The organism is Leyella stercorea DSM 18206 (genome assembly GCF_000235885.1).
GTDB lineage: Bacteria > Bacteroidota > Bacteroidia > Bacteroidales > Bacteroidaceae > Prevotella > Prevotella stercorea.
Map to the genome: position 1 here is coordinate 30,050 of NZ_JH379469.1, position 8,714 is coordinate 38,763.

General features: G+C 51.5%; 7 protein-coding genes. All 7 read right to left on the reverse strand.

Features of this window, described 5'->3' with window-relative positions:
* Positions 1-1,161, reverse strand: a 1,161-nt coding sequence (locus tag HMPREF0673_RS11810) for a fimbrillin family protein (protein WP_007902794.1), incomplete at its 3' end; no start/stop codon positions are given.
* A 62-nt stretch (positions 1,162-1,223) separates the two neighbouring features.
* On the reverse strand, positions 1,224-3,026 hold the full coding sequence (locus HMPREF0673_RS11815) for a fimbrillin family protein (protein WP_007902797.1): 1,803 nt from the start codon (positions 3,024-3,026) through the stop codon (positions 1,224-1,226).
* 34 nt (positions 3,027-3,060) lie between these two features.
* Positions 3,061-3,948 (reverse strand): fimbrillin family protein, encoded by an 888-nt coding sequence (locus tag HMPREF0673_RS11820; RefSeq protein WP_007902798.1) that lies wholly within the window; start codon positions 3,946-3,948, stop codon positions 3,061-3,063.
* Between the two features lie 99 nt (positions 3,949-4,047).
* Positions 4,048-4,935: a FimB/Mfa2 family fimbrial subunit gene (locus HMPREF0673_RS11825; RefSeq protein WP_007902801.1), complete on the reverse strand. Its 888-nt coding sequence runs from the start codon at positions 4,933-4,935 to the stop codon at positions 4,048-4,050.
* Between the two features lie 16 nt (positions 4,936-4,951).
* Positions 4,952-6,052, reverse strand: a complete 1,101-nt coding sequence (locus HMPREF0673_RS11830) for a DUF3575 domain-containing protein (RefSeq protein ID WP_004310047.1) — start codon at positions 6,050-6,052, stop codon at positions 4,952-4,954.
* A gap of 238 nt (positions 6,053-6,290) precedes the next feature.
* Positions 6,291-7,373: a helix-turn-helix domain-containing protein gene (locus tag HMPREF0673_RS11835; RefSeq protein ID WP_007902805.1), complete on the reverse strand. Its 1,083-nt coding sequence runs from the start codon at positions 7,371-7,373 to the stop codon at positions 6,291-6,293.
* Positions 7,374-7,941: 568 nt separating this feature from the next.
* The coding region (tilS, locus tag HMPREF0673_RS14820) for a tRNA lysidine(34) synthetase TilS (protein ID WP_007902809.1) at positions 7,942-8,714 on the reverse strand (773 nt) is incomplete at its 5' end.

Genomic DNA, 8,714 nt, shown 5'->3' on the forward strand with positions numbered 1-8,714 from the left:
CGACACCGAGCAGTTTTCAATGGTGCCCCAGCCAGATCCTACCACGCCGCCAATACTGCCGCCATATATTTGATTGCTTGTTATCTGTACGCCCTCCATCACCACGTTCTTCACCGTACCAGCTTTATTGAGCCAGCCGAACAGACCCGCATATTTGTCATTTGTCGTAAAGGTCAGCCCCGTAATGGTATGGCCGCCACCGTCGAAGGTGCCTTTGTATGAGTTGTCGTAGTCTGTGCCTATCGGTGTCCAGTCTTTGCCTGTGAGGTCAATGTCTGTGTCGAGGGTAATGTTAATGTCGCTCTTACCTCCGTTCACTAATTCGGCTATATTCATCAGGCCATCGGCGGAGGTCACTGTGTAGCTGCCGTTGCTCTCTATGGTATAGCCCAGGTCTTTTGCCGCAGCGAGGGAGACGGTGTAGGTATATTCACCGCCCGCCTGCCAGTCGGTAGCATTCTTCATCTTATAAACGAAGGTCTTGCCGTTAGTGAAGGTGCTGGTAATGAAGGCTGTGCCAGCTGCCACACTTTGCGGGGCGACGATGGCGGTGTAGGTGTTGCTGCCCTTGTCATACGGGACGATTATATCCGGGTTGTCGCCTTCGGTGGAGAGACCCGTCAACTGCACGGATGCCAGCCCCTCGGTGTAGTCCGTCAGAACGACGGTCACTCGCGCCGTGCGGTGGGTGAAGCGGAGCGTGGGGCTACCGTAGATCACCTTCTGTCCGTCGGCTACGATGAGGTCGCTGGTCTCAAAGTCTTTCTGGGCACTTTGGTTGGCTTTTACCTTTACCGCAGGTGGGGTTGTCTCGCCAGCGGTGTAGGGCCACCACGCTGTGACGGTGATGTCGTTGTGGTTGGTCCAGTAGTACGGGTCGGTGGAGGTCAGCGTGGCGCTGGTGGGGTCGGTGGTGGAGGGCGTCACGTTGTACGTCTTCACCATGCCGTCCATCAGAACTGCCACGCTCTGCACACCCGTCCAATTGCCATTCGCGGGGGCACGGGTGCCGGCGGTGGCTGTCGCGGCGGGATTCAGCCCCGTGGCGGTGAAGACGATGGGTGTGCCTTCCGCCCCTTCCGGTAGGAAGCCCGCTTCGTCCTGCGTGCAGGCGCCCAATAAGAGGGCGAGCGCTGCAAGTGCAAAAAATCTTATCCTCATAATATCTGTTATTTTATTACTCTGGTTCTTTCCGTTGCGGGCGGAACATTTCCCCCGACGGTTTACTGCTTCATCAAGGTGGGCAATGCTCCTTTAAGTTCGTAACGCCACTCTGAGCCTGCGTTCTGCAAGGCGGTGTTCATGGCATCAACGGCATTCTCCCAGGTAACGTTAGTGCCGTCCACCTTCGTGACATTGGTGCTTCCCCTATTGTAGCTGATACCTTGTTCATGATTGTTCTTCCAATAGCAGGCGGTCACGGTAATGTAGTTATCTCCCAAAAAGCCGCCGATATGTACATGGCCAGTGCTACTACCAGTACTGGTTACGTTGCCCGTGGCATAGCAGGAAAGGAGGCTGATTCCGTCGTTGAATCCTACCAGACCGCCGCCAGAGATATCCTGTGTGCGGTCTATTTCTATGTTCACGTTGCCTGTGGCATAGCAAGCGGTCAAGGTGGCACCAAAAATCGTCTGACCTGCCACGCCGCCGACTTTGATCGTTCCCTTCACTGTGGCAGAGGAACTGCATCCGGTGATGGAACCGTCCCTTTGAACACCCACCACACCGCCGACATACATCGTGCCGCTGACGCTGCCCGACACCGAGCAGTTTTCAATGGTGCCCCAGCTATATCCTGCCACGCCGCCGGCATAACCCGACCTGTGATTGCATGTTATCTGTATGCCATCCATCACCACATTCTTCACCGTAGCGGCGCCATTATTGAAATTACCGAGATAGCCGAACAGACCCGCATATTCGTCATTTGTCGTAACGGTTAGCCCCGTGATGGTATGGCCGCCGCCGTCGAAGGTGCCGGTGTATGAGTTGTCGTAGTCTGTGCCTATCGGCGTCCAGCCTTTGCCTGTGAGGTCAATGTTTTTGTCGAGGGTAATGTTTATGTCGGTCTTACCTCCGTTCACTAATTCGGCTACATTCATCAGGCCGTCTGCGTTATAGACCGTGTAGGTCTTGGTGTTGCTGTCGTAGTTGTAGCCCAAATCCTCAGCCTCACCACTCTCGCCGCCGCCGTCAACCCAGCTGCCGATGGTGCAACCCTCTAACGTCAGGCCGGTGGCGTTCACCTTAACGGTGTAAGAATAGCGGTTGCCAGCCTCTAATACGACGTTGTTCTGCGGGCGGAAGTAGAAGGTGCCGCCGCCGAGTTCCACCCGGACGAACGGCTTGCCTGCCACAACGGTCTGCGGGGCAGTCAGTGCCTCGTAGGTGTTGCCGCTTGCGTTGTAGGTCTTGATGGCAGTCGGGTTGCCGTTATCGGCGGACAGGCTCACGAGGCTCACCGTGGCACCGTCCACGCTCGTGAATCCCGTGCCGGGCTTCAGTTCGATTGTCACGCGTGCCGTGCGGTGGGTAAATTCAAGAGTCGGGTTGTTAAATTCCACCTTCCGGTTCTCAGCAGAGATGAAATCGCTGTTTTGGAAGTCAGCCAGTTTGCTTTGGTCTTCTGCCACCTTCACGGCAGGCATCTGTGTGATGTCAGCCTTGTCGAAGGGGCACCATGCCGATACGGTAATCGGGGCGCGGCTGGTCCAGTAGTACGGGTCGTTCTCGCGTGAAAGCGTGGCACTCTTGAAATCGGTAGAAGCCGTTACGGTGTATTCCTTTACCGCATCGCCCATCTTGAGTGCCACGGAAGTGACGCCCTGCCAGTCGCCGTCCACAGAGGCACGGGTGGAAGGGGCTGCCAGCGGCGTTGCTTCTACGGACAATCCGGTGGCACGGATGACGACGGGGTATTCACCTTCGGGCAGACGGTTATCGCCAGCAAGTTCGTCCTGCGTGCAGGCGGCGAGGGCGAACAGCAGTGCGGTGGCTGCGGGGATAAATAATCTATGTCTCATAATTCTTCATTCTAATCGATTAATTATTAACATCCTACAGGTCAGCACCCACATCTCCACCGTCTATATCGTTCCACTTTGCAATGGTGGCTTCGCTGACTTCAAGGACTTTGTTGCGTACCTTGACGGTATAGGTATAGTTGTTGCCCGCCAGCAGTGCGCCATCGGGCATGGTGAGTGTGGCATGATATTCCTGACCTTTGTAATTCACAACCAACGGCAGGGATGCAACTGTCTGCGGGAAGAGGATGATCGATGACGTGAGATTGCCGTCTGCCAGATTCATGGTCAGTTCTCCGGTCTGTAGTCCGTTGTCTGCGGTGGCAATACCGTCGGCCGTGTTGAACGTACCGGTGAGTAACAATCCGTCCAGCGTGTAACGTTCAGGCTTGACCACGCTGAAATTCACGCCGTCGCCCGCCTCGAAGGTAAGGGTTATCTGGCTCATGCGGTGGTGGAAGGAGTTGTCTTCACCGCCTTTGGCGGTTTTGTCGGTGAAGCTTACTACCGGGTTGTTTTTGTCTCCCGTGGCTCCTGAAGCAAAGAGGAAGTCGATGGCAGACTGGTTCTGCTGCGCCGTGGCATCGGTTGTGGCTGCGAGGATGCCTCCCGCCGCGTTGTACGGATAGTAGGCGCGGAAAGTATGGGTCTTTGTATCTTCGATATAGATAACCTTTCCTTCTGCCTCAAATTTCCCGTTTTTCAGGATGAAAGGCACGTTGCCGTACTGGGTGTCGTTGCCGATGTCGGTGATGCCGATACGGTCGCCGGCAGTCCAGGTGGTTCCGCTGGCGCGGGTGGCGGGGGCGATGTTGGCGGTAAACTGGGCGGCCACGGGGTCACCGTTCAGGTTCTCGTTGTCGTTGTTGCAGGCTACCAGTGCGAGGGCGAGCATCGCAAGTGCAAAAAATCTTGTCTTCATTATATTCTGTTATTATATTAGTTAAATTCCATTTCAATAATTGCTGCACCTTAGCAAAATCAAAGCAAGCTTTGCTTCTGCGTTCGGTTTGCTAATTATTTACAAATCGGCATTTACATCATCACCTTTCACTTCTTCCCAGCCGTTGATTTCGACTCCGTCCACTTCCATGCCTTCGGGAGTCTCAACCAGCGTTCCGCCGAGGGTCAGCGATTCGCCCTTTCCGGTGTTGAACCCCTTGAGGGCTTCCGTGATGTCGCTTTTCAGCGTCGTGGGGGTCGGGTTGCCGTCCGCATAGCGGATTTCACCCGTCAGCAGTTGTTCCGTGCCGGTCACACCCAGCAACCGCACCGTGGCTTTCCACTTGCCGGCATCGTCACCTTCGGTTATCTTGGTGAAGGGCAGCACGACGTTTGAAGCGGCTCCGTAGGTATCGGTAGCGAAATCGAGTGTTCCGGCTGCACCCGTCAGATGGGCAACAATCTCCGTGATGCGTCCGGCGGCATCCCCCGTCGGTTTGATGATAAGCGTCAGTTCGCGTACCTGCTGCTTCATTGCGGCGGTCAGCGGATAGTCCTTGTCTTTCTCGATGCTCACCTGTTTCGTATAGGTGAAGAACCATCCCGGGGCATTGTTCACAAAGGCATCCGTTCCTGCCCGGTTTCCCGTGGCTGCGGCAATGGTGGCGGTGGTACCATTTACCATGATTCCTTCAGCAGGGTTCCACACCGCAAGGGTGTAGCTGCCCGGAGCAAACAGATGGTTGGGGGCATGGGTGGCGGAAGTCTCCGTACCCGTATAGTCACCCATGGTAACCGTCCATGTGGTAGGTATGTCGATACCCTCACCGCGTGCCGACCAGTCGGCTGTCACCGCAATCTTCCCATAGTCGGGATGCGGCGTGTCATAAAGCGTGTCCTTCACGCAGGAAGAGAGCAGCACGGCGGCTGCCATTCCTACCATATTTATATATTGTCTTGCTTTCATACTCTATTCCTCCGTATTAGAATAACTTCCATACCAATGTCACACCGGCGTTGATGGGGCCACACCAATTTTTTGTCTCGTTGCCACAGCGCACGCGCACACCATCGATGACTTCATATTTTTCGAAATCGGCATTCAGGTAGCCCAAACCGAGGTTGAAATCAAGATCTAATGCCTTGTTTAGTCGCAGCTGATAGCCGGCGGTGATGCCGCCACCCATCAGGTCGCCCTGCTTGCCTGTTTCGGAAAGCTTGTAGTTGAACTGTCCAGCCTTGAACATCGCGCCCAGATGCCAGGCTTTCTTCTCACCCATATAGTAACGTACTTCCGGAGCCACTTCCCAGAGTGCATAGCGGCGGTCTTTGTCACTCCAGCTCCAAGAAGTCCACGAGCCGTTTACGGCAATGCCCCACGATGGACAGATGCGCCATTCAAGTCCTAAATCTGGTGTCAAGGTAGCCCAGCGCAGCAGGTTGGCACGCAGGGAGAGATGATAATCAGTTGTGATTTTGGTTTCCGACAGCGTGTCGGCAAGTGTATTTTGTTGAGCGGTTTTCTCGGCTTCTGCCTTTTCAGCGGCAAGTCGGGCTTCTTCCGCCTTGCGCTGCTCTTCGGCAAGCCGTTCCTGCTCGGCACGCTTCTCGGTTTCTAAGCGTTCGGCTTCCGCCTTGCGTCGTGCTTCTGCTTCCGCATCCGTCACGGCTGTTTCCTTTACCGGTACCGTCAGGCGCACGGTGACAAAATCACCCTCTGTCACATGATTGCGGGTAATGAAGTTTTCTTCCTTGATTTTCGCTCGTGTAATCAGTTCTGATTTCACACGGTTGGCACGAATCTTCGCTGTTGCAAGGTTCTTGACTTCACTGCTCTGCGAATTGCAATATCCGTCAACCAATAGCGGCAGTTTGCCGTCAAGAATTGTTGCTTTGTTGTTTTCGATACATTCCAACAGGCGGGCAAGTTCCGTGTCATTGCCATTCCAAGGCACGTAGAACATGTCCTTCTGCGTAACGAACCGGAAGGTGTAGGTCGTGTCTGCTTTCTGCTGCGCAATGACAGGAAAAGTGACCGTCATCAGCCACAGAAACAAGGTAAGAAAAGTGATTTTTCTGCTCATATAAACTTGAATTTATTATCTTTGTCTTCCCCAAAGTTAATAAAATGTCATTAAGTGCAAGAAAAAACACACAAAATTTTTCTGTTAAAATACAGTGTTTTTCATGGAATTTGTCGTTTGAGCACCTTTTTGTCGAATGAGCACTTTTCGAATTGTCGAATGAGCACTTTTTTATCGTGTGAACACTTTTTGGAAATGGGCTTCTGAGACCTTTTTCATCGGCTTTTTACCACACAAATTATTCCAGATTTGCTTTTTTCCATTTGGCAGGCGTACATCCTTCCTTCTCGGTAAATGATTTGATAAAGTTACTGCGGGAAAGAAAACCGGAAGACTCAGCCAGCTTCTGTATATTAATTTTCGGATGCTCTTTCAGTATGTTTTTCGCATACTCCAACCTAAGACCAGTTATCCATTCGCGGAATGTCATTTTATACGTAGTCTTGATATAGGCGGAAAGATAAGTACGGTTCGTATAAAGTATTTTGGACAGTTCTTTTATGGTAAGTCCCTGCTGGACATAGCCGTCTGTCTTTATCCAGTTGTCCACTTTCTCTATAATTTCTGTATAGGACACTGGAACTTCTTCCCCAGAAACTATTTCAGGTTCTGTTTCCGTATCTGTCAGAAGTTTTTCTTCAGACTGTATATCTTGCTCAAAAGCATTTTCTACCTGTTCATAGAATAGCAGGTAGTTCTGATAGCTGTAAAAAAGATAGCTGTAGAACGGGATTGACGACAAAATCCAGATAAAAACATATTTGTCTGGCAGAAATGTCAACAATCCGCATCCGACGCCGAAGATAAGTGCCCAATAAGTGAATATGGAAAGCCATTCGATATATGCGCCTATATCATCCGCCTGAGTTTCATTGAAAATCCGAATGGCTCTACGATATGCAATTATGACTCTGCGAGCTAAAACGACTCCAAAAACGACTAACCAGGCAGCTAAAGCAAATAAAGAGAATTTTTGCATGATTCCGCTTGGCAACAGGAACAACACAACTCCGGAAAGAGTTGAAAATATAATCCATAAAATGATATGTGTCCACACACGCCGTTTGGTAATGTAAAAACGATCAAGCAACATTATCAATGCCGAACTGAACAGAGAATAGCACAGAAAGTATGTGGACATGTTCATCAATATGGCAGAATCCGCATTTTTGAATCGGATACCAAAGAAGAAATGTACCGAATAGTTTGCAGAAAGCAGCAACATAGCTATACCCATAATCTGTCGGGAGCGGAGATAATTCTTGAAAATTTTCTTTTCAGGAGTCTTTGCAAACAAAAAATAAAAGCCGAAGAATAACATTAACGGCAGCGCGATACAAAGTGAAAAACTGTATATAGATAGTTCCATTGTTATGCTTATTTGATTTTGATGCAAATTTAGATAAAATTTTCGAATTATAAGTCAGTTGGGATAAAAATCTACCATATCTTCCAGAAACGGTGTACTGCACTTATTATCAAGGCAATAAAGGCTGGTAGATATTTCTTAGATGGGGATATCTACCAGGTTATCTGCCAGCTATGCTGTGAGATTTTGGGTGGGTTGGTTGGTGCACCCCCTGGGAGAACTTGATTGCCACGCTACTACAACTTGATTGCCACGCTACGGCAACATGGTTACCACGCTGCGGCAACATGGTTGGCTTGGTTTGTGCACTTCTTTTTATGTGGGTGCGTGGAGGGTGTGTCAAAACTATAGAATTGTGATGAATGGCTAACTGTAGGAGACTACGGCATTCTTGCCGTAGTCATTGCAAACAGTTGTATTTCAGTTACTAATGGCTACGGCAGGAATGCCGTAGCCTCCTACGATTAGAACCGTTTGCTATTCAATTTGCCAAATATTTTAGTTTTGACACACCCTCCTCCTATTGTAGAGTAAGGCGGAGGACTTGTTGGGTGTGTGGGGTGATGCGGAAGCGGTTGTCGGTGCGTTCGCCGACGAGCCAGAGTATGCGTTGTTGGGCATCGGTGAGGACGAGTTGTGCTCGTTTCTCAAAGATGTTCTTCTTGCGGTCGGTGAGATAATCGCTGAGGAGTTTCGTGCCGGTCATGCCGAAGGGGACGAAGCGGTCGCCGGGCTGTATGTGGCGCAGGGTTAGGGGGAACTTGATGTCGGATGCGTCGAGGGAGGCGCAGTCGGCTGTGCGGCTGGGTTCGTAGCGGTCGCCACATTCTTCGGTCTCCACTTTCAGCTTCAGGTTGTCGCTAAGCACGTATGTGCCGGTTTCGGGTATGTGCATGGGGCGGACAAGGGCTGTGGGTGTTTTGGGTTGGAGGATGAGGGTGCTGCGGTCGAAGGCGAGTTCGTGCGAGCAGGAGGTGATGATTTTGCCTGTGGGGTTGGTGTCGAGCGAGATGTATATCTGCTCGATTTGTGCTGAGGTGAAGCCTCGGGGACTGAGTATTTCGTGGAGGGTGTACTCGGGAGAGGGCAGCTGCTTCAGTCGGGGGACGGAGATGATGAGGGGGGAGTTTTGAGTTTGAGGGGTGGTGCAGTTCTCTACTGGTTGGTTGGGGCAGTTGCTTAGGGGGTGCACTTGTCTCAAGTGCACCAACAGAGGTTGGTTGGTGCACTTCTCGACTGCTTGGTTGGGGGACTTCTCGACTGGTTGGTTGGTGCACTTGAGACAAGTGCACC